General features: G+C 71.8%; 22 protein-coding genes. 13 read left to right on the top strand and 9 right to left on the bottom strand.

What is annotated here, in order from left to right; translation table 11 throughout:
* Positions 1–289: 289 nt before the first annotated feature.
* The 5 genes from ACIBCT_RS21870 to ACIBCT_RS21850 all read left to right on the top strand — a co-directional run bounded on the left by ACIBCT_RS21870 (position 290) and on the right by ACIBCT_RS21850 (position 4,015).
* On the top strand, positions 290–1,270 hold the full coding sequence (locus ACIBCT_RS21870) for a metal ABC transporter substrate-binding protein (RefSeq protein ID WP_399191207.1): 981 nt from the start codon (positions 290–292) through the stop codon (positions 1,268–1,270).
* A 36-nt stretch (positions 1,271–1,306) separates the two neighbouring features.
* Positions 1,307–2,059: a metal ABC transporter ATP-binding protein gene (locus ACIBCT_RS21865; RefSeq protein ID WP_399191281.1), complete on the top strand. Its 753-nt coding sequence runs from the start codon at positions 1,307–1,309 to the stop codon at positions 2,057–2,059.
* On the top strand, positions 2,056–2,889 hold the full coding sequence (locus ACIBCT_RS21860; protein WP_399191205.1) for a metal ABC transporter permease: 834 nt from the start codon (positions 2,056–2,058) through the stop codon (positions 2,887–2,889). The genes ACIBCT_RS21865 and ACIBCT_RS21860 overlap by 4 nt, the downstream gene beginning before the upstream one ends.
* Positions 2,886–3,296, top strand: a complete 411-nt coding sequence (locus ACIBCT_RS21855) for a Fur family transcriptional regulator (RefSeq protein ID WP_399191203.1) — start codon at positions 2,886–2,888, stop codon at positions 3,294–3,296. The genes ACIBCT_RS21860 and ACIBCT_RS21855 overlap by 4 nt, the downstream gene beginning before the upstream one ends.
* Positions 3,297–3,466: 170 nt before the next feature.
* On the top strand, positions 3,467–4,015 hold the full coding sequence (locus tag ACIBCT_RS21850) for a CGNR zinc finger domain-containing protein (RefSeq protein ID WP_399191201.1): 549 nt from the start codon (positions 3,467–3,469) through the stop codon (positions 4,013–4,015).
* Between the two features lie 134 nt (positions 4,016–4,149).
* Here ACIBCT_RS21850 and ACIBCT_RS21845 read toward each other — a convergent pair whose 3' ends face one another.
* Together ACIBCT_RS21845 and recO are read right to left on the bottom strand one after the other, a co-directional pair.
* On the bottom strand, positions 4,150–4,965 hold the full coding sequence (locus tag ACIBCT_RS21845) for an isoprenyl transferase (RefSeq protein ID WP_399191199.1): 816 nt from the start codon (positions 4,963–4,965) through the stop codon (positions 4,150–4,152).
* The gene (recO, locus tag ACIBCT_RS21840) at positions 4,962–5,699 is read right to left on the bottom strand and encodes a DNA repair protein RecO (RefSeq protein WP_399191197.1); all 738 of its coding nucleotides are present in this window, start codon (positions 5,697–5,699) and stop codon (positions 4,962–4,964) included. The genes ACIBCT_RS21845 and recO overlap by 4 nt, the downstream gene beginning before the upstream one ends.
* Before the next feature lie 169 nt (positions 5,700–5,868).
* Here recO and ACIBCT_RS21835 point away from each other — a divergent pair, with 169 nt between their 5' ends.
* From ACIBCT_RS21835 to rocD, 5 genes are all read left to right on the top strand, one after another.
* On the top strand, positions 5,869–7,446 hold the full coding sequence (locus ACIBCT_RS21835; protein ID WP_399191195.1) for a CDP-alcohol phosphatidyltransferase family protein: 1,578 nt from the start codon (positions 5,869–5,871) through the stop codon (positions 7,444–7,446).
* On the top strand, positions 7,443–8,150 hold the full coding sequence (locus ACIBCT_RS21830) for a DUF5941 domain-containing protein (protein WP_399191193.1): 708 nt from the start codon (positions 7,443–7,445) through the stop codon (positions 8,148–8,150). The genes ACIBCT_RS21835 and ACIBCT_RS21830 overlap by 4 nt, the downstream gene beginning before the upstream one ends.
* 115 nt (positions 8,151–8,265) lie before the next feature.
* On the top strand, positions 8,266–8,763 hold the full coding sequence (locus ACIBCT_RS21825; protein WP_399191191.1) for an Lrp/AsnC family transcriptional regulator: 498 nt from the start codon (positions 8,266–8,268) through the stop codon (positions 8,761–8,763).
* 133 nt (positions 8,764–8,896) lie between these two features.
* Positions 8,897–9,736 (top strand): dimethylargininase, encoded by an 840-nt coding sequence (ddaH, locus tag ACIBCT_RS21820; protein WP_399191189.1) that lies wholly within the window; start codon positions 8,897–8,899, stop codon positions 9,734–9,736.
* On the top strand, positions 9,733–10,944 hold the full coding sequence (gene rocD / locus ACIBCT_RS21815; protein ID WP_399191187.1) for an ornithine--oxo-acid transaminase: 1,212 nt from the start codon (positions 9,733–9,735) through the stop codon (positions 10,942–10,944). Before ddaH ends, rocD begins: the two co-directional genes overlap by 4 nt.
* 44 nt (positions 10,945–10,988) lie before the next feature.
* On the opposite strand, the gene ACIBCT_RS21810 is transcribed toward rocD, so the two are convergent.
* On the bottom strand, positions 10,989–12,596 hold the full coding sequence (locus ACIBCT_RS21810; protein WP_399191185.1) for an alkaline phosphatase D family protein: 1,608 nt from the start codon (positions 12,594–12,596) through the stop codon (positions 10,989–10,991).
* A 634-nt stretch (positions 12,597–13,230) separates the two neighbouring features.
* Between ACIBCT_RS21810 and ACIBCT_RS21805 the strand changes: the two genes are divergently transcribed.
* Positions 13,231–14,115, top strand: a complete 885-nt coding sequence (locus ACIBCT_RS21805; protein ID WP_399191183.1) for a DUF2382 domain-containing protein — start codon at positions 13,231–13,233, stop codon at positions 14,113–14,115.
* Between the two features lie 86 nt (positions 14,116–14,201).
* Here the strand turns inward: ACIBCT_RS21805 and ACIBCT_RS21800 are convergent, their stop codons facing one another.
* Positions 14,202–15,089, bottom strand: coding sequence for a Gfo/Idh/MocA family protein (locus ACIBCT_RS21800; RefSeq protein ID WP_399191181.1), 888 nt, complete (start codon positions 15,087–15,089; stop codon positions 14,202–14,204).
* Between the two features lie 114 nt (positions 15,090–15,203).
* Positions 15,204–16,148 carry an NAD-dependent epimerase/dehydratase family protein gene (locus tag ACIBCT_RS21795; protein WP_399191179.1) on the bottom strand — a complete coding sequence of 315 codons (945 nt, stop codon included), beginning with the start codon at positions 16,146–16,148 and terminating at the stop codon, positions 15,204–15,206.
* A gap of 174 nt (positions 16,149–16,322) precedes the next feature.
* Here ACIBCT_RS21795 and ACIBCT_RS21790 point away from each other — a divergent pair, with 174 nt between their 5' ends.
* Both ACIBCT_RS21790 and ACIBCT_RS21785 read left to right on the top strand, forming a co-directional pair.
* Entirely contained in the window at positions 16,323–17,024 is a 702-nt protein-coding gene (locus ACIBCT_RS21790; RefSeq protein WP_399191177.1) for a TetR/AcrR family transcriptional regulator, read from the top strand.
* A gap of 124 nt (positions 17,025–17,148) precedes the next feature.
* Positions 17,149–17,316, top strand: a complete 168-nt coding sequence (locus ACIBCT_RS21785; protein WP_399191175.1) for a hypothetical protein — start codon at positions 17,149–17,151, stop codon at positions 17,314–17,316.
* Between the two features lie 105 nt (positions 17,317–17,421).
* Here ACIBCT_RS21785 and ACIBCT_RS21780 read toward each other — a convergent pair whose 3' ends face one another.
* From ACIBCT_RS21780 to ACIBCT_RS21765, 4 genes are all read right to left on the bottom strand, one after another.
* Positions 17,422–17,973, bottom strand: a complete 552-nt coding sequence (locus ACIBCT_RS21780) for a hypothetical protein (RefSeq protein ID WP_399191173.1) — start codon at positions 17,971–17,973, stop codon at positions 17,422–17,424.
* A gap of 239 nt (positions 17,974–18,212) precedes the next feature.
* Positions 18,213–19,496, bottom strand: a complete 1,284-nt coding sequence (locus tag ACIBCT_RS21775) for an FAD-binding protein (RefSeq protein WP_399191171.1) — start codon at positions 19,494–19,496, stop codon at positions 18,213–18,215.
* A 153-nt stretch (positions 19,497–19,649) separates the two neighbouring features.
* Positions 19,650–20,036 (bottom strand): TraR/DksA family transcriptional regulator, encoded by a 387-nt coding sequence (locus ACIBCT_RS21770; RefSeq protein WP_399191169.1) that lies wholly within the window; start codon positions 20,034–20,036, stop codon positions 19,650–19,652.
* A 147-nt stretch (positions 20,037–20,183) separates the two neighbouring features.
* Positions 20,184–20,966 carry a phosphotransferase enzyme family protein gene (locus ACIBCT_RS21765; protein WP_399191167.1) on the bottom strand — a complete coding sequence of 261 codons (783 nt, stop codon included), beginning with the start codon at positions 20,964–20,966 and terminating at the stop codon, positions 20,184–20,186.
* Positions 20,967–21,248 lie beyond the last annotated feature (282 nt).

Below are 21,248 nucleotides of genomic sequence, written 5' to 3'. Positions count from 1 at the left end.
ACCCAGGTCTCCGGTGCGACCCCGATGGACCGTCCGCCCGGTCCCCACGGGGAGCCTCACCCACCGCTCTCCGGACCTCCCCGTGACCGCGGCCGCCGGTCACGCCGCGCACCGGACGTCCCCGCGCCAGGGATGACCAGGGACACCCTGCCCGACGCCTGCCCGGCGTCCGCCCGGCGTCCGCCCACCGCCTGCCCGCCCCGCGTGTCCTCACCCGCGAGTCCCCCGGTGACCCGGCCGATCTTCGCCGATTTTGACAACCATTTTCATTTACCGGCATACTGTCCGCATGATGTCCGAGTTCTCCCGACGTATCCTCATACGTAACGCCAGCCTGGTTGCGTCCACCGCCCTTCTCGCCGCCACCACCGCGTGCGGTGCCGAGGCCGGTTCGACAGGCTCCGCCGGGAGCTCGAGCCCGTCCGCGACCGGCAAGCCCGACGTCACCGCGGCCATCTACCCCCTGCAGTGGCTCACCGAGAAGGTCGCGGGCACCGACGCCGCCGTCACCGGCCTGACCGAGCCCGGGGTCGAGCCGCACGACCTGGAGCTGTCCCCCGCGCAGGTCGCCGGGTTGTCGAAGACCGGGCTCGTCGTCTACATCAAGGGCGTCCAGCCCGCCGTGGACGAGGCCGTCGAGCAGCACGCCGCCGACCGCGGTTTCGACGCGGCCACCGCGGTCGCCACCCTCCCGGCCACCGAGGAGGAAGGGCACGAAGAGGAAGGGCACGAGGAGGAGGAGCACGGCCACGAGGTCGAGTACGACCCGCACCTGTGGCTCGACCCGACCCGCTTCGCGACGGTCGCCACGCAGCTCGGCGAGAAGCTCGCCGCCACCGACCCCGCGCACGCGGCGGCCTACCGCGACCGTGCCGCCCGGACCGCGGCCGACCTGACCACGCTGGACGGCGAGCTGACCAAGGGCCTGGCCACCTGCTCCTCGCGGGCGATCGTCACCAACCACGCCGCGTTCGGCTACCTCGCCGCCCGGTACAAGCTCCAGCAGATCGGCATCAGCGGCCTCGACCCCGACGCCGAGCCCTCGCCCGCCCGCCTCGCCGAGGTGGCAAAAGTGGCCAAGCAGCAGAAAATAACTACGATCTTCACCGAGACTCTCGTCAGCCCCAAGGTCGCCGAGATTCTCGCCCAGGAGGTCGGCGCGAAGACCGCGGTCCTCGATCCGATCGAGAGCCGGCCCTCCAACGGCGACTACCTGTCCGCCATGCGGCAGAATCTCACCACACTCCGAGCGGCGCTCGGCTGCTCGTAAGGGTCATATGTGACATCCACTACAGCGGTTTTCACCATGAACGGCGGCCAGGTCGACCTGGACCGCCGTCCGGTGCTTCGCGGGATCGACCTGTCCGTGGAGCCCGGCGAGGCGGTGGCCGTTCTCGGCGCGAACGGGTCGGGGAAGTCCACCCTCGTCCGCGCCCTGCTCGGCCTCGTCCCCCTGTCCGGCGGCCGGACCCTGCTGTACGGCAGCCCTCCCGCCCGGTTCCGCGAATGGTGGCGGATCGGCTACGTCCCCCAGCGGCTCTCGGTGGGCGGCGGCGTGCCGACCACGATCCGGGAGGTCGTCGCCTCCGGCCGGATCTCCAGGCAGCGGCGCCTGCGCCCGACCGGCGCGGCCGACCGCGAGGCGACCATGCGGGCGCTGGAGACCGTCGGCCTGGCCCACCGCGTCTCCGACCCGGTGCAGTCGCTGTCCGGCGGGCAGCAGCAGCGGGTGCTCATCGCCCGCGCCCTCGCCGGCGAGCCCGACACCTACGTCATGGACGAGCCGACGGCGGGCGTCGACTCCGAGAGCCAGCTGCTCCTGGCCGAGACCCTGTCCGTGCTGGTCGCGCGGGGCAAGACGGTCCTGCTGGTCGCGCACGAGCTGGGCCCGCTGGAGCCGCTGATCACCCGGGCGGTGGTCCTGCGGGACGGGTTCGTCTGCCACGACGGTCCCCCGCCGCGGGCGGTCGGCACGCACGCGCTCCCCGGCCACGACCACGTACACCCGCACGCCGAGCAGGCGCCCGTGGGCCCGCTCGACTGGAGGCCCACGTCGTGATCGAGCTTCTGCGCTTCGACTTCATGCAGCGGGCGCTGATCGCCGCCCTGCTGGTCGGCCTGGCCGCCCCGGCCATCGGCACGTTCATGGTCCAGCGGCGCCTGGCCCTGCTGGGAGACGGCATCGGGCACGTCGCCCTCACCGGGGTGGCGCTGGGCTTCCTCACCGGGACCGCCCCGGTGCTGACCGCCGTACTGGTCTCGGTGCTCGGCGCCGTGGCCATCGAGCTGGTCCGCGCGCGCGGCAGGACCAGCGGGGACGTGGCGCTCGCGCTGCTGTTCTACGGCGGCATCGCCGGGGGCGTGCTGCTGATCTCGCTGGCCCCCGGCGGCAGCAACGCCACGCTGATGTCCTACCTGTTCGGGTCGATCAGCAGCGTCACCGTCCAGGACGTGTGGGTGATCGGCCTGCTGGCGGTGGCGGTGCTCGGCGTGGTGGCCGTGTTCGGGCGGGAGCTGTACGTGCTCTGCCAGGACGAGGAGGTGGCCAAGGCCGCCGGCCTGCCGGTCCGCTTCCTCAGCCTGCTGATCGCCGTCACGGCCGCGCTGACCGTGGTCATCGCCATGCGGGTCGTGGGGTTGCTCCTGGTCAGCGCGCTGATGGTGGTGCCCGTGGCGACGAGCCAGCAGCTCACCCGGGGGTTCATGAGCACGATGTTCCTGTCCATGGTCTTCGGGATGATCGCCACCGTCGGCGGCCTGACCTCCTCCTTCTACGTCGAGGTCCCGCCGGGTGCGATCATTGTGGTCGTCGCCCTGGTGGGATTCGTCCTCGCCCTCGGGCTCGGTAGATTCGTACGGCGAAGCCGACCTCAGGAGTCCAGCCCATGAGCAACAGACGTGATGCCGTCCACGCGGTCCTCCGCCAGAGCGAGGGTTTCCGTAGCGCGCAGGACGTCTACGCGGAGATGCGCGCGGAAGGCGCCAAGATCGGACTGACCACCGTCTACCGGGCGTTGCAGGCGCTCGCCGACACCGGCCGCGTGGACACGCTGAGGACCGACGACGGTGAGTCGGTCTACCGGGCCTGCGCCAGCGGTGACCACCATCACCACCTGGTCTGCCGCGTCTGCGGCCGTACGGTCGAGGTGGCCGGGCCCGCGGTGGAGCGGTGGGCCGAGACGATCGGCTCCGAGCACGGCTTCACCGACGTCACCCACACCGTGGAGATCTTCGGCACCTGCGCCTCGTGCTCGGCCGCCACCGCCGGGCAGGCCCGGACCCCGAGCCGCGCCTGAGGGCCCCGCTCCCGCCCGGGATCGCGCGAGGCGTGGGACGGGCGTGGGCGGGAGGTGGACGGGGGGTGACGCGCGAGAGGGCGCCACGGGTCCGCCGGGGATATACGCTTCCGACACGGCGAGCCGCCGTACGCGTCCTCACGTCGCGACCGTCCTCTACTGGAGGCAACATGCCATTCGGACATGACATGGTGCACTCACTCGCCACCGCGGTCGACCTGGTCAACACCTCCCCCTCCACCGGGGGCCGGGACACCCTGACCGACCTGCGAGAACTCGGTGACTTCGTGGCACGCTGGGAGATCAGCGGGGTCGGTGAGGTGAGCGCCGCCGACCTCGGCGAGGTGTGCGCCCTGCGCGAGGCCTTCCACAAGGTCTTCACCGCCCCCGACCAGCCCACCGCGGTCGTCCGGCTGAACAGCCTGCTCAGCCGGACCCGCATCACCCCGCGCCTGACCGAGCACGACGGCCATCCCCTGCACGTCCACTACTTCGCCCCGGACGCCTCGCTCCACGACCACCTGGCGGCCGACATCGGGGTCGCCCTGGCCCACCTGCTGGTCGAGAACGAGTGGGAACGCCTGCGCACCTGCTCGGCCCCCGACTGCGAGCACGTCTTCGTGGACGAGTCCCGCAACCGCTCGCGGGTCTACTGCGACAGCCGCACCTGCGGCAACCGGATGCACGTCGCCGCCTACCGGGCGCGACGGCGGGTCTGAGCCCGCCCGCGGGAAGAACCGGCCCCGCGGTCCCCGGCGCCGGGACACGGGGCCCCGCAGGATCACGGGCCCGCAGGACCGGCGGGACCCGGCGGGTCACCGGTCTCCACGGGTTCTTCGGGTTCCACGGGTCCTTACGGGGCCGCCGGGCCCGGCAGGTCACGGGGCCCGTCGTCGGGCAGCGTGTTGGGCACGGCGCCGCCGTACCTGCGGTCGCGCTTGGCGAAGGTCTCGCAGGCCTCCCACAGGTCACGGCGGTCGAAGTCGGGCCAGAGGCGGTTGAGGAAGACCATCTCGGCGTACGCCGTCTGCCAGATCAGGAAGTTGGAGATGCGCTGCTCCCCCGAGGAGCGCACGAACAGGTCCACGTCGGGGATCTGCGGCTCGTCCAGGTAGCGGGCGAAGGTCTCCTCGCGGACCCGTCCCGGCTTGACCCGCCCGTCGGCGATGTCCTGGGCCAGGCGCAGGGCGGCGTCGACGATCTCGGCGCGGCCGCCGTAGTTGACGCAGAACTGCAGGGTCAGCGTGGAGTTGCGCTCGGTCATCTCCTCGGCGTCGCGCAGCTCCTGGATGACGCTCCGCCACAGCCGCCCGGGGCGGCCCGCCCAGCGCACCCGTACGCCCATCGCGTGCAGCTCGTCCCTGCGGCGGCGGATCACGTCGCGGTTGAAGCCCATCAGGAAGCGGACCTCGTCCGGGGAGCGCTTCCAGTTCTCGGTGGAGAAGGCGTAGGCCGACAGGTAGGGGATGCCCAGCTCGATCGCGCCCTCGATCACGTCGAACAGCGACGCCTCGCCCGCCTTGTGGCCCTCGGTGCGGGGCAGGCCGCGCTGCTTGGCCCACCTGCCGTTGCCGTCCATCACGATCGCCACGTGCCGGGGCACGAGATCCCTCGGGATCGGGGGCGGGACGGCGCCGGAGGGGTGCGGGGCGGGCGGGCGGACGTTCACGTTACGGGCTCCCTTTCTACGTGTCGAAGAGAGCGTATGCCGTGTTCGAGGTGCCACTGGAGATAGGCGGCGACCAGGCCGCTGCACTCGGCGCGGTGCCGGCCGCGGGAGGCGTCGGCGGTGGCCCAGTCGCCCCGCAGCAGCGCCGCCATCAGGGCCAGGGTCTCCCCCTCGGGCACGGCCGCGCCCGCGGGACGGCACGTCCCGCACACCACGCCGCCGGCCACGATGGCGAAGGCCCGTACCGAGACGGCCCTGCACCGGGCGCACGCCTCCAGGGCGGGGGCGTAGCCGGCCACGGCCAGGGAGCGCAGGAAGTAGGCGTCCAGCACGAGCCTGGCCTCGTGCTCCCCCGAGCCGAGGGTGCGCAGGCCGCCGACGAGCAGCAGGAACTGGCGCAGCGCCGGCTCCTTCTCCCCCATGATCAGGCGGTCGGCGGTCTCCAGCATCGCGGTGCCGGCCGTGTAGCGCGGGTAGTCGGTCACCAGCGGCCCGCCGTAGGACCGGATGGTCTCGGCCTGGGTGATCACGTCGAGCGTGCGGCCGGTGTGCAGCTGGAGGTCGACGTGGGTGAACGGTTCGAGACGGGCACCGAATCGTGACATGGTGCGCCGGACGCCCTTGGCGACACCACGGATCTTTCCCGTCCGCCGGGTCAGCACGGTGACGATGCGATCGGCCTCTCCCAGCTTGTGGGTGCGCAGCACGATGCCGTCATCACGGTACAGACTCACCCGCACAGTGTAGTGGGGTCGCCGGGCCGGCAGAGGTGGAAGCATGGTCGAACGACACGGTCGGATCACCGGTGCGTGTTGTTCACCCAAAACTCACTAAACTTTGGCCTCTGGCGAAATGCCACCCCCGGTACACCGCCTCACACCCGTCTCCGCACGAAAGGGTGCCATGCCCCGCGTGGTCCTGCTGGGCTCTTCGCCCGGCCCCGATACCGCTCCCGGTCAGGCGACGCCGCCCGCCGCGTCGACCCTGCCCGCGCTGCCCGGCTGCCCCACGGTGATCGGCAGGCTGCACGGCCAGCTCGCCTCACTCGACCCCGAGCCGGTGACGATCGTCCGCGCCGGCGACGCCCCCGCCCACCGGGGATTCCCCGGTCTCCTGGTGGAGACCGCCGACCTGGCGGGCGACCTGCGCGCCATCGCCGACGCGGTCGAGGGCGCCACCGAGAACCTGCTGTTCCTGCCGACGAACTCGCTGATCCACGACGAGCTGATCTACCAGATCACCAAGTCGAAGCGCGGCGCCCTGGCCCTGATCACCAAGGAGCCCCGGGAGGAGGACGAGAACGGCGACGTCATCGTGGCCGACGTCCCGATCGAGGAGGCTCAGCCGGAGATCGGCGACCGCTGGCTGGAGGGCCTGCCCGTCCGGGTCCGCGCCCGCAGGTCCCGGGTCATCTCGGTGGGCTCGGCCTTCCACGCGGTGACCCGGCCCAACGCGGTCCTGCTCGGCCCGCTGCACCTGCACCACAGGCACGCGCCGGTCCTCGCCGAGGCCGCCCGCGAGCTGGCCGACATGGCCCACCTGCTGGGGCCCGAGGACGACCTGGTCCAGCTGCTGGTCCTGGGCCTGGTGCGCAAGGGCGTCTCGGTCGGCATCCGAGGCCGCCGCGACCTGTTCTTCCGCCGGGTGTACGAGCCCGCGCAGGCCGCCGAGGCCGTGGCCGAGATGTCCACCTTCGACGAGGACCGGGCCCGGCTGAACAACGCGGTCAAGGGCGCCGACGGCTTCTTCACCACCTACTTCGTCAGCACCTACTCCCGGTTCATCGCCCGCTGGGCGGCCCGCAGGGGGCTGACCCCCAACCAGGTCACGCTGATCTCGATCGCGCTGGGCGTGGCGGCGGCGCTCTGCTTCGCCACCGGCGAGCGGGTCTGGATGGTCGCGGGCGGTGTGCTGATCTACTTCGCGTTCGTGTTCGACTGCGTGGACGGCCAGGTCGCGCGGTACGCCCGCAAGTTCGGCGTGCTCGGGGCGTGGCTGGACGCCACCTTCGACCGCTTCAAGGAGTACGTGGTCTTCGCCGGCCTCGCGGTCGGCGCGGCGGTCTCCGGGGTGGGCGACGTCTGGACGCTGGCGTTGATCGCGATCGGCCTGCAGTCCATCAAGCACCTGCTGGACTTCTCCTACGGCGCGGCCAACCGGCGGAAGGCCCCGTCCCCGCTGCCCTCGGTGTCGCTGTCGGTCAGCGCCGACACCGGCCTGCGCCAGGCGCTGGAGCAGCGCAAGAGCGCCCCGGTCGGCGCGGTCCGCAGCCTGCTGAGGATGTGGGGCAGGGCCGGCAGGTACCGGGCCGTGCACTGGGCCCGGAAGATGATCGTGTTCCCCATCGGTGAGCGGTTCGCCGCCATCGCGATCGTCAGCGCCCTGTTCGACGCCAGGATCACCTTCCTGACCCTGATCATCTGGGGTGGCATCGGCGCCGCCTACTCGCTCACCGGACGCCTGATGAGGTCTTTCGCATGATCACCCAGCCACAGACCGTCCCCGCTCCGGACCCGTACGAGGAGCGGCTGCGCATGCAGACCGCGCGGCTGCTCGCCTACCGCGACGACGGCCCGCTGGTGACGCTGCTGCGCGGCAGGGTCGGGCCCGGCCTGCCCGCGGTGCCCGCCTCGCTCGCCGCGCTGGTCGCGGTCGTCGCCATGGCGGTGACCGGGATGCTCGACGACGGGCCGATCCTGCTCGCCCCGGTGCTGGTCATGATCGTCCTGGTGCTGCCCACCGCCGCCCGCGACCACCTGGGCAGGCTCGACTGGCTGGTGCCGCCGCTGATCCGCGGGACCGAGTTCCTCACGATCATCCTGATCGGCCTGGCGGCCGAGGCGCCCAAGTGGCTGCTGTACGTGCTGATCTACGTGATCGGCTACCACACCTACGACACGGTGTACCGGACGCGGCAGAGCATCTGGCCGGCCGCCTGGGTGTTCCGGGCGGGCCTGGGCTGGGAGCTGAGGCTCCTGATCATCGGTGCGGGTGCCGCGCTGGGCGTGCTCACGTGGGTGCTGGCCGCGCTCACGCTCTACCTGGGCGTGCTGTTCGCGGTCGAGAGCATCACGAGCTGGGTCGGCCTGGACAAGCAGACCGCGCTCGCCCAGGCGGGCGACGACCTGGAGGCCTCCCCCGAGGAGGCGCAGGAGCAGGCCACCGGCGAGGCCGAGCGGACCTGATCCCCGCTCCCCCGAGCCTGTGAAGGCCGCCGGACGGATCATCCGTCCGGCGGCCTTCGCCGTCCCGGGCCGGTGACCGCACGGCCCGGAGCCCGTTGGCTGTATACAGGTCTGCGTGGAACTGGACAGGCTTGATCGCGACATCATCGGGGCACTCGTCGAGGACGCCCGCGCCACGTACGCGGAGATCGGGCAGCGGGTGGGTCTGTCGGCGTCGGCGGTGAAACGCCGGGTGGACCGGTTGCGCGAGACCGGGGCCATCACCGGTTTCACCGCCCGGGTGGAGCCCGCGGCGCTCGGCTGGACCACCGAGGCGTACGTGGAGCTGTTCTGCGCGGGCAAGACGTCCCCTTCGGAGATAGGGGTCGCGATCGGCCGTCATCCCGAGGTGGTGTCGGCGTGCACGATCACCGGGGAGGCCGACGCCCTGCTGCACATCAGGGCGACCGACGTGCGGCACGTGGAGCGGGTGATCGAGCGCATCGCGGCCGAGCCGTTCGTGGTGCGGACCAAGAGCTCCATCGTGCTCTCCCGGCTGATCGAGGCGCCGCTGGTGACCTCCCGCGGTGAGCCGTTCGTCGCCCCGCACAACGAATCGCCGTTCTTCGCCTGACAGACGCGGCAATCCTGTGGTGTGACGCAAGAACGCCCCCTTGGCCTGCGGTAACGCCGTTCCTAGGCTGATGACGCCGCCGCCGGGGATCCGGCGGCGCCCGCCACCACGACCTTTCGTAACGGGGTTATCGATGACGAGGCATTACCTGATGTGCCGGCCCGACCACTTCGCGGTCGAGTACGCGATCAATCCGTGGATGCACCCGGAGGCCGGTGCCGACCGCGCGACGGCGATCAGGCAGTGGGAGACGCTCAGGGACGTCTACCTCGACCTCGGGCACCGCGTCAGCCTGATCGAGCCGCTCGAAGGCCTGCCGGACATGGTCTTCTCCGCCAACGGCGCGCTGGTCGTGGACGGGCGGGTCTACGGCGCGCGGTTCGCCTATCCCCAGCGCGAGGCCGAGGGACCCGCGTACCTGAGGTGGTTCACCGAAAACGGCTACGAGCGGGTGCACGAGGCGGCCTTCGTCAACGAGGGCGAGGGCGACTTCCTCACCCTGGACCACCTGGTGCTGGCCGGGACCGGTTTCCGTACCAACATCACCGCCCACAAGGAGGCGCAGGAGTTCCTCGGCCGGCCGGTGGTGACGCTGCAGCTGGTGGACCCGCGGTTCTACCACCTGGACACGGCACTCTTCCCGCTGAACGGACATAACGTGGCATACTTCCCGGAGGCGTTCTCCCCGGGGAGCCGGGAGGTCCTGCGGAACCTCTTCCCCGACGCCGTCCTGGCGAGCGAGGAGGACGCGGTCACGTTCGGCCTCAACTCGGTCAGCGACGGCGTCAACGTGGTGATCAGCGCCGAGGCCGGGGGCCTGCAGCTGGAGCTCAAGCGCCGCGGCTTCGAGGTCGTCCCGGTGGACCTGTCGGAACTGCGCAAGGCCGGCGGCGGACCCAAGTGCTGCACGCTGGAGATCAGGGAGCGCGTCGCGGGCGCGGCGGTCCCGGGCCCGGAAGGGGTGGACGCATGACCGGCACGAACGAGTTCATCGAGCTGAGCGAGCGCCGGAGCGCGCACAACTACCACCCCCTGCCCGTCGTGATCAGCGAGGCGCAGGGCGCCTGGGTGGTCGACGTGGAGGGCCGGCGGTTCCTGGACTGCCTGTCGGGCTACTCGTCGCTGAACTTCGGGCACGGCAACCCCCAGATCGTCGCCGCCGCGCAGGAGCAGCTCTCCCGGCTCACCCTCACCAGCCGCGCCTTCTTCCACGACCGCTTCGCCGACTTCGCCGCCGGGCTGGGCGACCTCACCGGCAAGGACATGGTCCTGCCGATGAACACCGGTGCCGAGGCCGTGGAGACCGCGATCAAGGTGGCCCGCAAGTGGGGGTACGACGTCAAGGGCGTGACCCCCGGCCGGGCCAACATCGTCGTGATGGAGGACAACTTCCACGGCCGGACCACCACGATCGTCGGCTTCTCCACCGACCCCGACGCCCGCGGCGGCTTCGGCCCGTACACCCCCGGCTTCCGGATCGTGAAGTACGGGTCGGCCGAGGCGGTCCGCGAGGCGATCGACGCCGACACGGTCGCGGTGCTGCTGGAGCCCATCCAGGGGGAGGCCGGGGTGCTGGTCCCGCCGGACGGCTACCTCACCCAGGTCCGCGAGCTGTGCACCGCGGAGAACGTGCTGATGATCGCCGACGAGATCCAGTCGGGCCTCGGCCGTACCGGCGAGACCTTCGCGTGCGACCACGAGGGCGTCGTCCCCGACGTCTACGTGCTGGGCAAGGCGCTGGGCGGCGGCGTGGTGCCGGTCTCGGCGATCACCGCGAACGCGGACGTGCTCGGCGTGATCGGTCCGGGCCAGCACGGCTCCACCTTCGGCGGCAACCCGCTGGCCTGCGCGGTCGCGAGCACGGTCGTCGGGATGCTCGCCACCGGCGAGTACCAGGCCCGCGCCAGGGAGCTCGGCGCGGTCATGCACGAGGAGCTGCGGGCCCTGATCGGCCACGGCGTGGTGGCCGTGCGCGGGCGCGGCCTGTGGGCCGGTGTCGACATCGACCCGTCCCTGGCGAGCGGGCGGGAGATCTCCGAGGCGCTGATGGCCCACGGCGTGCTGGCCAAGGACACCCACGGCTCGACCGTCCGTCTCGCCCCGCCGCTGGTCGTCTCCGAGGACGACCTGCGGTGGGCGATCGGCAGGCTCGGCGCCGTCCTGGAGGAGCTCGCGCGGTGATCCCGCAGGCGCCCGGCCGATCCGGGACCGGGCGCCGGGGAGCTCTAGCCCGCGACGCGCCCGGCCTCGCGGGGCCGCGCCCGGTGGGCCGGGGTGTCGTCCTCCAGCTCCACCGTGGTTATCTCGGTGATCTCGGTGCCGGTGGCGGTGTCCCACCGGACCGAGACCGGGGAGGTGTCCAGGCACAGGACGGCCACCGCGTTGGAGAACCACGGGCCGTTGGTGATGCGCCACTTGAAGGGCGGCCTGGGGATCTTCACCGTCCGGGAGAGCAGGCGGCCGACCAGGCTGGCGATGCCGAACTGGGCGAAGATGTTGGCCAGCCGGAGGGTACGGCTCAGCGGGTTGCGGATCGGGGAGCAGACCAGCTGGTGGATGGGCAGCTCACGGGCCTTGGCGACGTAGGAGTAGTGCACGTCGCCGGAGAGCACGATCACCGGCTTGCCCAGCCCGGCCAGCAGCCTGGAAAGGTCCTCGAAGGAGCGGCGGAAGGCCGCCCAGTGCTCCAGGTCGACGGCCTGGCGCAGCATCTCCGACACGCGCGCCACGCCCTTGCCCCAGGCCCCCTGGGCCAGCGCCTCGTTCCAGTTCTGGATGTGGTGGATGCCCGCGGGCAGCAGGAACGGCACCGACGAGCCGATCACGAAACGTTCCGCGCCCTCCCTGCGCAGCTGCTCGGTGAGCCACTCCCACTCCACCGGGTCGAGCATGCGCCGGTCGCCCGGGTCGAGCTGCCGGGAGCACCGGGAGTCGAGCATGATCAGGCGGGTGGACCCGAGGTCGCGGGCGTAGCTCCACCGGCTGTCGGCGGGCACGTCGTAGGCGTGCTCGGCGAACGCGTCCAGGATCTCGGCCCCGTCCCCCTCGGCCGCGCACACCTTGCTCAGCACCTCGTCGGCGGCGCGCTCGTCCGGTGACATGTTGCCCAGGTGCTGGTAGACCCAGTAGGCGCCGAGTCCGGAGATCACCCGGTGCCGCCACCACGGGACCTTCTCCATCGCCGTACGCCAGGAGATGGAGGTGTTGAAGTCGTCGCGCAGGTCGTGGTCATCGAAGATCATCGCGGTGGGCACGGTGGAGAGGATCCAGCGGATCTCCGGATCGGTCCACGCGATCCGGTACAGCTCGGCGTACTCCTCGAAGTCGGCGATCTCCTTCTTGGGGTCGCTGTCCCTGCGGTTCGCGATGAACTCCAGCATCTCCGAGGACGGCTCGTCGGCGTAGACCTGGTCGCCCAGAAGCAGCACCATGTCGGGCCAGCGCTCCTCGGGGGCCTCCATCAGCGTGCACCCGTACGCACGCAGCACGTCCACCCCGTGGGAGATCGTGTGCAGGGTGTCGTGCGGCACGCTGGTGCGGCAGGAGCTGAACATCACCTTCTGCGGCCCGTCGGGGCCGAGCAGGCGGATCCGGCTCGGCGGGTGGTCCGGCAGCGGCCAGACCGTCGTGCCGTCCAGGCGTACCTCGTAGGTCCCGCCGTCGCGGACGTCCACGATCGCGTAGTGGTGACCGTGGACGGTGAACGTCCGGGCCTCCGAACGCACGCCGGCGACTTCGACCGTCACCTCGCACGGCTCGCTCGTCTCCATCCACACCGACGCGCTCACCTCGTCGACGTAGCGCAGCATCGGTCCGACCACAAGTTCCGGCACGTTCATCCCCTCAGTCACTACGGGACGGCAGGCGTCCCTCGTCGGACCCTGCCAGATCTGCGCGTTCCTCCACGATTGCCCGAAGACGCCGGTCGATAACAACGTATCTCCCGGTAGGGGGGTCGCGACGCGCCAGAGAATCGGTCATGAGCACGTGACACCGGCCGTCACGGGGAGCCTCCTCACGGGCGGGGGAACCGCTTCCGGGCCGATCACACCCGCTCCCGGTCCGATCACACCCGTTCTCGCGGCCGACCGGCCGGACCGTGGCCCGCGTGCCATGCCCACCACTCCTCGCCGTTCGCCGGCTCGGCCCCGGCCCGCCGGGGGGCGGCCGGATGGACGCCGTCCAGGATTTCCGGGTGCACCACAACACTACCCGCGACCTGGCGAAGCGTGACATCCGCACTTGTCTCCTCGCACTCCCTCCCACGCCCGTACGAACCCCTCCAAGGTCACCCGCCGGAGTGTCCGCGGGACCCACCGGCCGCGTCCCCCGGCTCGGCGACGGCTCCGTCTCCCACCGATGATCCATGTCGGCTTTAAGGTATTTTAGGGCTTTTGCCCCTTTGATTCGTTTCTTCCGTGTTTTTAGAGGTATGGCAGTGAGGGAGTCAACAGGGGGAGAAAACGAATGATTACCCAAGAGCAGATCCCGATGGTGATCGACCACCAGCTGTACGACTCGGCAGGCCAGAAGGTCGGCGAGATCAAGCACGTCTACCTCGACGACAGCACCGGCAAGCCCGAGTGGCTGTGCGTGAAGACCGGACTGTTCGGGATGAAGGAGACCTTCGTCCCCATCCAGCGGGCGTCCGTCGTCGGCGACCACGTGGAGGTCGAGTACGACAAGGCCCACATCAAGGACGCTCCCAACGTCGACGTCGAGTCCGGCGGGCACCTGTCCCAGGACGAGGAGCACAGGCTCTACGAGTACTACGGCGTCAGCTGGGGCGGGAACGACAGACCCGGCCAGGGCGACCGCACCCACGCGGGCATGCAGGGGAACACCGGCATGCAGGGGAACACCGGACGCGCGCCGGTTCCCGGCCCGGGTCCGCGCCCGGGGCCCCGTCCGGGGGCCGACCGTCCGATGACCGGCTCGCAGGGACACACCCGGCACGACGACGACGCGATGACCCGTTCCGAGGAGAAGCTCAACGTCGACACCCGCTCCCAGGAGACGGGCCGGGCACGGCTGCGCAAGTACGTGGTCACCGAGGAGGAGCAGGTCACCGTACCCGTCACCCGCGAGGAGGTGCGCATCGAGCGTGAGCCCATCACCGACGCCAACCGCGCCGACGCGATGAGCGGCCCCGACATCACCGAGGCCGAGCACGAGGTCATCCTGCACGCGGAGCGGCCGGTCGTCACCACCGAGGCGGTGCCGGTCGAGCAGATCCGCATGAGCAAGGAGCAGGTGACCGAGCAGGAGAGGGTCTCCGGCAAGGTCCGCAAGGAGCACGTGGAGGTCGACCTCGACGACGAGGGCGACGGCCGGCCGGGCCGCGACCACTGACGGAAGCCGCCGTCCCGGACCTGGAGACCGGGACGGCGTGACCCGGACCGTCGCGGCCGGCCGCCACGCCTCGCCCCGCCCGTCCGTCAGGTCGCGGCGGCGACGACGTCCTCGCAGATCGCGTGGGTGACCAGCGCGTCACCGGCGTCCACGACGGTGCCGGAACCGACCGCGTCGAGGAACTCCCGGCAGACCTGCTCGATGCCCCGCTGCCGGGAGACCGGGGTCCAGTCGCCCCGCCGGGTCAGGGTCTCGCCTCCGGAGTGGTCGAGCACCTCCGCCAGGTTGACCACCCGGCGCCTGGTGCCGCCTCCGGTCACCTCCACGGTCTCCTCGGCCGAGCCGCTCATCCTGCTCATGATGCCGAAGGCGGTGAAGCCGTCCCCGGAGAGTTCCAGCGTCACGTGCTCCAGCAGCCCGTCCACGACCCGGACGCGGATGCCGGTCTCCTCGACCTCGCCGGGCACCAGGAACCTGAGCGTGTCCACGACATGGATGAAGTCGTCGTAGACGACGGTCCGCGGGTCGGCCGGGTGGCGGGCCCGGTGTTTCTGCATCACCACCAGATCGCGGGGAAGGTCCCGCAGGGCGGCGTAGCCCGGTGCCCTGCGCCGGTTGAAACCGACGAGCAGCGACCGCCCGTTCTCCCGGGCCAGCCCCACCAGCCGTTCGGACTCGGCGAGGGTGTGGGCGATCGGCTTGTCCAGGTAGACGTGGACGCCCGCGCGCAGCAGCGGCTCGACGACCTCCGGGTGCGCCGCGGTCGCCACGTGCACGAAGGCCGCCTCGACGCCCGCGTCGATCACCTCCCCCACCGAGGAGAACCGCCGCCCGATCCGGTAGGCGTCGCCGAGCCGGTCGAGCCTGGCGCGGTCGCGGGTGCACAGGTGCAGGTCGAGGCCCGGGGTCGCGCCGAGGACGGGCAGGTACGCCTTCTCCGCGATGTCCCCGAGGCCGATGACGGCGATCTTCATGCTCCGAGGGTACGGGGTGCGCCTTCCGGCACCGCGGCGGCCGGTCACGCGCTCCCGCGTCACCGCGACCGCTCACGCGCGGGCTTACGTCACGGCGGCCGGTCACGCGCCGTCCTACGCCGCGGCGGCCAGGCGCGCGCGCCACCACGCCAGCGTCGCGGTCAGCGCCTCGTCCATCGGTGTCGGCTCGATCCCGAACGCCTCCCGGGTCGCGGTGGAGTCGAGGACGAACGGGCGGACGAACTGGTAGCGCAGCTCCTCCAGCTCCCTGAGCATCGGCGAGAAGACCCCGGCGGCGCGCAGGAGCAGGTGGGGCATGGCCCTGACCCCCGGGTCGGGGACCCCGGCGAGCGCGCACAGGCGCGCGGCGACCTCGCGTGCCGTCATCGGCTCGTTCGTCGGGACGTGCCACGCGCGGCCCCAGGCACGGTCGCCCTCGCCCGCCGCGATCAGCGTCCGCGCGACGTCGGGCACGTAGGTCCAGCTGTGCGGCTGGGAGGGGTCCCCGGCGAAGCGGACGGGCCTGCCGGACAGCAGGGCGGGGACGAACCTCTCCCCCAGGTGCGACTGGTCGAGGCAGCCGGGGCCGAAGTAGTCGGAGCCGCGCACCTCGGTGACCCTGGAACGGCCCGCCTCGTGCGAGGCCAGGGCCTGTCGCCACACCCGGGCCCGAATCGCGCCCTTGGCGCTGGGCGCCTCCAGCGGGTCGTCCTCGCGCATCGGCCGGTCGGGGGCCGCGTAGACGTAGAGGTTGCCGAGGATGACGTACCCGGCACCGGTGGTCTCGGCGGCTCCCAGCAGCGACGCGGCGAGCGGCGGCCAGTCGCGCGCCCACTCGTGGTAACGCGGGTTGACGCAGTTGTAGAGGACCATGGCGCCCTGAGTCAGGGCGGTCAGCCGCTCGCGGTCGCTCACGTCGGCGGCGACCCTGCGGACGCCCGGAAGGTCGGGACCCGAACCCGAGCGGCTGAGAAGGACGACCTCGTGTCCCTGCCCGGCCAGCAGCCGGGCGACCTCCGAGCCGACCTGACCGGCTCCGGCGATGACGTGCTTGGCCATGATGCCTCTTTCCTCACTGATGATCGGCGGTGCGGGCCCACCGGGTCCGGACGAGCCGGGGACGACTTCTTCAGAGATTGGTGTTCCGTTCTGTGAGCAATGCTCTCTCAAAAGAGCATGGTTCGTCAAGAGCAGTGCTCTCGTTTCTTTCGGGTGCTCTGATATGGTCGGGGCATGAGTTCGAGTCGCACCGCGCGAGAGAGGGTCAGGGCCGAGCTGACCCGCGAGATCGCCGACGTCGCCCGCAGGCACCTGGCCGTCGACGGCGCGAGCGGCCTGTCGCTGCGCGCCGTCGCCCGCGAGATGGGCATGGCCTCCTCGGCGATCTACCGCTACTTCCCCTCACGGGACGACCTGCTCACGGCCCTGATCATCGACGGCTACAACGCCCTCGGCGAGGCCGTGGAGAACGCCGACGCGGCCGTGCCGCGCGAGGACCACGCCGGCAGGTGGACGGCGGTCTGTCACGCCGTACGGGACTGGGCGCTGGCCCGCCCGCACGAGTACGCCCTGCTGTACGGCTCCCCCGTCCCCGGCTACAAGGCGCCGCAGGACACCGTCTCCGCCGCGATCCGCGACACCGTCGTCTACGGGAGGATCGTCTCCGACGCCCATCGGGCCGGGGCCCTGAACCCCCCGGACGAAGACCAGCCGCCCGTTCCCGCGTCCTTCCACGACGACGCGGCACGCGTGCGCGAGCTCATGCCCGGCGTGCCCGACGACGTGATCGTCCGCAGCCTGATCGCCTGGACCGGGCTCTTCGGCTGGGTCAGCTTCGAGATGTTCGGCCAGTTCGACAACACGATCCTCGACCGGTCGGCCGCCTTCGACCACGTCATGCGCCTCCAGGCGCGCACGCTGGGACTGCCCGCCTGATACGTCACGATGTCGTCGCGACGGGCAGCACGTACGCGTCCGCCGTGACACATGAGACGGGCGGCTCCCGGACGAGCCGTCCTTCCGGCCCGCGACCGAACGCTTCTGGCCCGAACCGCAGGCCGTGCCGCTGGGGGCGCGGCTGGCGGCCCTGGCGGCCGTGGTGGCGGCACTGCTCGGGCTCAGCGCGCCGACCTGGCGTCTCGTGGAGGCTCCCGCGCAACGACTGGGCAGGCGCCTGACGTCGCGTACGGACGAGACGGGCAGGCCCGTCCCCGATCGTCGTCCGTGACCCGGGACGCCCGGGCGGGCATGGCCCTCCCCTGTCCGGGAGAGCCATGCCGTTCCGATCGAGGGTGGCCCGGTACGGCCGGGTGTCCGCCCGCGGCCCCTCGCCCTACTTGGTGAACGTCTTGCGTATGACACCCCGGAGGACCTCGCCGGGCCGCTGCTGCTCCCCGTGCAGGGAGGTCAGGACGAGAAGCGTCCCCGTGACGGCCGGGATGACCCACTGCATGACGCGCAGCTGCTGCTGTGCCTTGGCGACGTCCTGCGGGGTCTCCTTCTCGGGCTTGACCCCGCTCTCCGCCGGTACGTCGCCCGCGTTCTCCAGCTTGGTGCCGAGCGCCCCGCTGTAGGCGGTCGCGGCCAGCGCCGCGACGGTCAGTGCCCCCTTGACCGCGGTGCTCGCCCCCACCCCCTTCTGGTGCGCCACCCGGCTGCTGTTGGCCCCGAGCAGGCCGACGGCGCCGACCAGGTGCAGGCCGATTCCCAGTGCGTTCACCGGCTTCCACCGCATCCAGCCGGAGTTCGCCACCCGCAGCCGCTCGTTCCTGTCGCTGACCACACCGGAGGCGCCGTTGAGGCCCACCGCGCCCATCAGCGAGCCTCCGAACCAGGCGGCCAGTCCGACGTCGTGCATCGCCCGCACGACGGTATTGCGTTTCATGCGTTTCCCCCTCGTCACACGTGTTCGTTCGCGATCTCTATGGTGGATATCGCGCTGTTACCACCGTGATGGGAGTTAGCTACCCGAATCTGCTCATGCGATCCGCTGATGCGCCGATGCGCAGATCAAGGTTGTGGCTGTGACCGGTCAGGAACCGGTGAACCCGGTCGCCGGTCGACGGCTGCCGACCGGGGTGCCGGGCCGATCCCGCGGGGATCACCGCCTCCCGGCACCCTCCCTCAGGAGGGGACGTCCCCCGCGAAGAGGTGATCGTTCAGGAACGGGTTGCGGAACTTGCCCGCGGGGTCGAGGTCTGCGGCCAGCTTCCGGAAGTCGGGCAACCGCTCGTACAGGGAGGCCAGACGGCCGGGGGGCGTGAGGAAGAGCTTGCCCCAGTGCGGGCGGGCCTCGAACGGCTCCAGCGCCTCCTCGACCACGGCGAGCACCCGGCGCACCGCGGGCCAGTCCTGCTTCCAGGTGAAGTGGACGGCGACGACGTCCCGTCCGTACGAGGGGCTCAGCCAGAGATCGTCGGCGGCGACGGTGCGGATCTCCGAGATCTGCAGGACGGGGGCCACCGTCTCCCTGATCCCGTCCAGCGCGCGCAGCGCGGCGAGCGCGTACCGGCGCGGCAGGAGGTACTCCGACTGGAGCTCCTCCCCGCTGCTCGGCGTGAACCCCAGGCGGAAGTGCGGCAGCCGGTCGTACCAGGGGCCGGGCACGCCCATCTGCGCGGTGCAGTTGACCGCGGACATGTCCGGCAGGGGGTGCCGGTCGGCCGGGGCGGCCACGGCGCCGAGCCAGCGCGGCGAGGGCTCCCACGACCCCGTCCCGCCGTCGCGCCGCTTCACCCAGACCTGGTCGATCACGCGGTCGTTCCACCCGGTGAACATGCTCACGCTGTACGCGGCCGAGGTGATCTCCTCGAAGTGCTCCTCCAGGGAGGCCCAGGGCAGGTTCTCGTAGACGTACTGCCGCACCTCGAAGGCGGGGACGACGTCGAGGACCACCCGGGTGACGACGCCCAGGGCGCCGAGCCCGACGACCGCGCCGGCGAAGCGGTCGCCGTCCCGCCGCCGGTCCAGAACGGTGATCTCGCCGTCCGCGGTGACCAGTTCCAGGCCGGACACCGCGGTGGCCAGGTTGCCGTTGGCGTCACCGGAGCCGTGCGTGGCCGTGGCGCAGGCGCCGGCGACCGAGATGTGCGGCAGGGAGCCGAGGTTGTGCAGCGCGTACCCCTCGCCGTGCAGCCACCGGCTCAGCTCCCCGTACCGCACGCCGGCGCCGACCGTGACCGTGCCGCGTGCCGGGTCGAGTTCCGGGGTGCCGGGCAGGTCCTCCAGGGAGACGAGGTCCCCGCCGGGACGGTCGGCGATCTCGTTGAAGGAGTGCCGGGTGCCGAGCGCCCGGATCGCGTCGCTCGAGGCGACCAGCTCCTGGAGCCGCTCGACGGTCGCCGGGCGGTGGAACCGCGCCGCCCCGTAGGTGATGTTGCCCGCCCAGTTCGTCGGCCGCCCGGTCAAGATGTGCCCTCCCTACGACTCAGGCAAGGCTATGCGCCCCCGGCCGGTGCCGCGAGCGCGGGGGGGTGCCCCGGGAGGTGGTCCGGGAGTCCCCGGGACCCCGCGGCCCGCCTGACGTGCACGGGGCCCCCGGGCGCGTCTGCGAGGGGCCGGTCAGCGTCCGCGTCCCGCGCACCGGATGCAGGTGCGCGCGACCGGGCGGGCCCGCAGGCGCTCCGGCGCGATGGGCCGCCCGCAGCCGTCGCACACGCCGTAGGTGCCGCGGCGGAGCCGCTCGGTCATCTCGTCGAGCTCGCCGAGGTGGGCGTGGGCCCGGTCGAGCAGGGCCTGCAGGTGGGAGCGCTCGAAGGCTATCGTCGCCCCCTCGGGGTCGTGCTCGTCGTCGTTGGCCACCATCGCCGACGCGGCGACGAGATCGTCCCAGTCGCGGGTCAGCGCCGCGATCTGGGAGAGCGTGCTCTCCCGCTCGGCGGCCAGCAGCTCGCCCATGGCGGCCTGTTCCGCGGGCGACAGCGCGGCTTCGAAAGGAGGTTCGCCCATCGCCGTCCCGTCCCGTCCGATCCCGATGCGGATCCGGTTCCCTGGGGAACCGGCCCGGCTCCGATGAAAAGCCGCTGACCTGCGGCTCCCTGCAGTTTACGAGGTTTCGAGGGACATCGCGGTCCACGGAACCGACATGGTCCGGGATCATCCGGGACCGAGCAGGCGGTCGAAGACGGCCCGCTGCTCGTCGAGGTAGGCGGCGTCCGCGAGGTACTGGACGTGGTGCCCGTCGGCCAGGTGGCCCGCGAAGGCCGCGTCACCGGCGTCGGCCCGGGCCCGCATGAAGTCCACCAGGGCGTGCAGGCGGGCGATGACGGTGTCGACCAGGCCGCTCCGGCCGGCCGCGTCGAGCCCGTAGCGGTCGCAGAACAGGCGTGCGCGGCGGGCCTGTTCCGCCGCGGTGCCGAAGCCGTCGGTGTTGGCGGGCGCGGTGACGGGGGCCCAGCGGTAGACGGCGTAGGCGACGTCCCAGAGCCGGGGGCCGGGGTGGGCGGTGTCGAAGTCGATGATCCCGACCACCCTGTCGCCGTCGAGGACGCAGTTGTGCGGGGCGTAGTCGCCGTGGCAGACGACCTCGACGGGCGCGCGGGCGGGCAGCATCCAGCCGCCGGTCACGTCGCGGGCGTGATCCACGGTGGCGTCGTGGTAGGAGCGCAGCAGCTCGGCGGCGCTCTCCAGTGCCTCGGTGGACGCGGCCGCGGGGGTGACCGGGTAGTTGCTGACCTCACCCGGCAGGAAGTCGAGGATCTCGAAGCCGTCGTCGGTCACCCCGTGGACCGCGGGCGACGCGGTGAAGCCCCGCGCCCGCAGGTGCCGCAGGAGACCGTGGACCGCGGGTGACCACGGCCCGGTCGGACGGCGCACGGTCGTGCCGATCCTCACCACCTCGTTGACGCCACCGCCGGTCAGAACCTCCCGATCGGACATCCGCCGCCTTCCTCCGTGTTTCCCCGCTTTTCGCGTACACGGATGATTCTGCAGCAACCAGACCGATCACGCCGGGCACCCGCGGGCGCACCGGGCACCCGCGGGACCGCACGCGGCCGGCCCTTCGCAAAGAAGGCCGTCGCGGAGAAGGCCGTCGCGGAGAAGGCCGTCGCGGAGAAGGCCGTCGCGGAGAAGGGGGGGGGGGGGGGGGGGGGGGGGGCGGCGCGGGGGCCGGGGGCGGGGCGGGGGCGGGCGGCAGGACGGCGATCAGGACCTCGCGAG

Source organism: Streptosporangium sp. NPDC050855 (assembly GCF_044456585.1).
Lineage (GTDB): Bacteria > Actinomycetota > Actinomycetes > Streptosporangiales > Streptosporangiaceae > Streptosporangium > Streptosporangium longisporum.
This window is presented reverse-complemented; position numbering and strand designations above follow the sequence as displayed.

Excerpts from the sequence above, each read along its gene's own strand:
- rocD (WP_399191187.1), top strand. The coding sequence starts at position 9,733 with ATGACCGGCACGAACGAGTTCATCGAGCTGAGCGAGCGCCGGAGCGCG.
- ACIBCT_RS21795 (WP_399191179.1), bottom strand. The coding sequence starts at position 16,148 with ATGGCCAAGCACGTCATCGCCGGAGCCGGTCAGGTCGGCTCGGAGGTC.
- ACIBCT_RS21855 (WP_399191203.1), top strand. The coding sequence starts at position 2,886 with ATGAGCAACAGACGTGATGCCGTCCACGCGGTCCTCCGCCAGAGCGAG.
- ACIBCT_RS21830 (WP_399191193.1), top strand. The coding sequence starts at position 7,443 with ATGATCACCCAGCCACAGACCGTCCCCGCTCCGGACCCGTACGAGGAG.
- ACIBCT_RS21835 (WP_399191195.1), top strand. The coding sequence starts at position 5,869 with ATGCCCCGCGTGGTCCTGCTGGGCTCTTCGCCCGGCCCCGATACCGCT.
- ACIBCT_RS21770 (WP_399191169.1), bottom strand. The coding sequence starts at position 20,036 with ATGGGCGAACCTCCTTTCGAAGCCGCGCTGTCGCCCGCGGAACAGGCC.
- ddaH (WP_399191189.1), top strand. The coding sequence starts at position 8,897 with ATGACGAGGCATTACCTGATGTGCCGGCCCGACCACTTCGCGGTCGAG.
- ACIBCT_RS21765 (WP_399191167.1), bottom strand. The coding sequence starts at position 20,966 with ATGTCCGATCGGGAGGTTCTGACCGGCGGTGGCGTCAACGAGGTGGTG.
- ACIBCT_RS21790 (WP_399191177.1), top strand. The coding sequence starts at position 16,323 with ATGAGTTCGAGTCGCACCGCGCGAGAGAGGGTCAGGGCCGAGCTGACC.
- ACIBCT_RS21805 (WP_399191183.1), top strand. The coding sequence starts at position 13,231 with ATGATTACCCAAGAGCAGATCCCGATGGTGATCGACCACCAGCTGTAC.
- ACIBCT_RS21865 (WP_399191281.1), top strand. The coding sequence starts at position 1,307 with ATGAACGGCGGCCAGGTCGACCTGGACCGCCGTCCGGTGCTTCGCGGG.
- ACIBCT_RS21870 (WP_399191207.1), top strand. The coding sequence starts at position 290 with ATGATGTCCGAGTTCTCCCGACGTATCCTCATACGTAACGCCAGCCTG.
- ACIBCT_RS21780 (WP_399191173.1), bottom strand. The coding sequence starts at position 17,973 with ATGAAACGCAATACCGTCGTGCGGGCGATGCACGACGTCGGACTGGCC.
- ACIBCT_RS21800 (WP_399191181.1), bottom strand. The coding sequence starts at position 15,089 with ATGAAGATCGCCGTCATCGGCCTCGGGGACATCGCGGAGAAGGCGTAC.
- ACIBCT_RS21850 (WP_399191201.1), top strand. The coding sequence starts at position 3,467 with ATGCCATTCGGACATGACATGGTGCACTCACTCGCCACCGCGGTCGAC.